Genomic DNA, 2568 nt, shown 5'->3' on the forward strand with positions numbered 1-2568 from the left:
AACAATGGAATTACAAGAATCAAAACCTAAATCATTTTGGAATCGCCCAGAAGGCACCACAGGAATGCTTTTTGCCGCAGGTGCATTGTTGGGTGGAGGATATTTACTATACCAAGCATTGCCATTTCTGATAACTTTGGCATCAAATACGCTTTATTTGGCAGGTTTGCTGATTGTTTTGGCGGCAGTAATTTACATGATTCTCGACCCAAAAATGCGAAATTTGATTTTTTACATCTATAAAAGTATCATGCGTTGGGTTACGGGTCTGTTTATTCAACTCGACCCCATCGGAATCTTGAAAACTTATATTGATGAGCTTCAAGGTAATTTGGGCAAGATGAATCAGCAAATTTCGAAGTTGAAAGGACAGATGATAAATCTGAAAACTATCATCGAAAATAACAAAAAACAGATTCAAAATGACCTTACGTTGGCAAGTAAAGCCAAAGAAACCGACAAACAAGCCATGATGGTGCTAAAAGCTCGTAAGGCTGGACGTCTGCAAGAATCGAACATGAAGCTCGATGATTTGTACAAAAAGATGGAAATTCTTTACCGTGTTTTGGGTAAAATGTACGAAAACTCGGAAATCATGCTCGAAGATATTAAAGACCAAGTGGTGGTGAAAGAACAAGAGCGTAAGGCGATTCGTGCGAGCCACTCAGCGATGCGTTCGGCGATGAACATCATGAACGGCGATAAAGACCAACGCCAAATGTTTGATATGGCCATGGAATCAATCACCGATGATGTGAGCCAGAAAGTAGGCGAAATGCAACGTTTCATGGAGGTTTCTTCCAACTTCATGGATTCGATTGACCTACAAAATGGCGTATTTGAAGAAGAAGGCTTAAATATGTTGGAGAAATGGGAAAAAGAAGGCGTATCGTTGCTTTTGGGCGATGATAAAAAAGCCTTGATTGCTGGAAACAGTGTTTCGTCAACAAAGCATTCTGGAAATCAGTACGATAAATTATTTGAGTAATTTTTGAAATATATTGATAAATAAAATGGTGGTCAGAAAAGTTTCTTGACCACCATTTTTTATGTATCTAAACCAGTTTCCCAGTAACGAATCAACAATAAACTACCTCATTACTTCAATAAACTTCCCATCTTGATATTTGATAATTGGCACAATCTGATTTTCGTTTGAGCCATTGGTATAATCAAATCCATCTAAAGTGAAGCCTTGGGTATATTCAATGGCATTCAGACTGCTGCGAAATTGATTTTTCCCGCTGTTGAGCATTCGTGCATAAAAAAGCAGCATATCATAGCCCCAGTAGCTGTAATAAGATGGGCTAATATTTTGCTCATTAAAATAGGCACTGCGGAAGTTTTTGACTTCATCTTTATCTCGATTGATGTAGTCTAACTGAATCAAGGAAAGTTCTCGATTGAAAATATTGAGAGATGAGCCATCAAAATCAAAAGCTGATGATGCTGCTATGATTGGAGAAGTTACCTTCTTTCGATCGAGTGCATTCACAACTTTTCCACCGAATGTATCTTCACTTCCAGCAATAAATATATGGCTTGGACGGCGGCGAATATCAATATCTTCAGCATTTGTGAATTTCTTGATAGTCAATACTTCAAAACCTGCTTTTGTGGCTTCATCACGGTAAGCATAGGCAAAAGTTGAATCTTTTCTGGTATTTCCATAATAAATCGCAACTGTTTTACCTATTGATTGGGTTTTCATGTACTCCAATGCTTTGGATGACTGAGTTTCAAAAGAAGGTGCTGCCAAAAAGGTGTTTTTGTCATTGGCTACTAGCTGACGATTGTTTGATAGCGGGTGTACCTGTACGATATCATTTGATTTCGCAAAGCTATTAGCAATTTTATTGGCTTCAGGGTAAAGAGGGCCAATTAATAAATCTACTTGTGAAAACTGATTATCTTCTGCTAATGCTGAAATGAGTGTGGCATCTCGATCTATGTCAAAAGTGAGCAAATTAACATTAATTTGTTCGGCTTCGAGTTTATTTTTTGCCAATTTCATACCTGCATACAAATCATATATGTATTGATTTGCACGATTTGATTTATTGGCTTCAAAATCATTGAGACGGAAAGGGAGTAAAATTGCGATATTTACCACACCTTTGTTTTCCTTCCTAGAAGGTGCCTTTTTTGTATTAGCTTGATTTTGTCCTAAATTAAATCGATTAGTAAGCTGGTCTGAAATTTCTAAATCTTCCTTACTTACATTTTTACTTCTTTGAATGTTATTGACAAGTAGTTGAGCAATGACTGCATTATTCGGGAATTTCTGATTGAGTTGTTTTAGCTGTGTGCGGTCGCTTACCTTACTAAAGTGATAGTAAAGCATATTTTCAATATCTTTTTTTAGGATTGTGCCCGAAATACGGTTGAGATACTGCATTCCTTCATCAATATAATTATCGGATAAGGCTGCGTTTGCATAAAGATAATATGCTTCATCAATTTTATCCCAATCAGGATAACGCTCAAAAAGCTGACGCAAAACGATACGTGTCTCAAAAAACTTATTTTGCTTGAATGAGCACAATCCATGATAAAAGTGTGCGTATG

2 protein-coding genes are annotated in these 2568 nt (G+C 37.0%); one reads left to right on the plus strand and one right to left on the minus strand.

Features of this window, described 5'->3' with window-relative positions:
* On the plus strand, window positions 1-988 hold a 988-nt coding region (locus ACOVO2_RS10115; protein ID WP_421769854.1), incomplete at its 5' end, for a hypothetical protein.
* Between the two features lie 102 nt (window positions 989-1090).
* Here ACOVO2_RS10115 and ACOVO2_RS10120 read toward each other — a convergent pair.
* Window positions 1091-2568 (minus strand): hypothetical protein (locus ACOVO2_RS10120; protein ID WP_421769855.1); only part of this gene is annotated, 1478 nt, incomplete at its 5' end.

Origin of the sequence: Emticicia sp., from assembly GCF_049241225.1 — a bacterium.
GTDB lineage: Bacteria > Bacteroidota > Bacteroidia > Cytophagales > Spirosomataceae > Emticicia.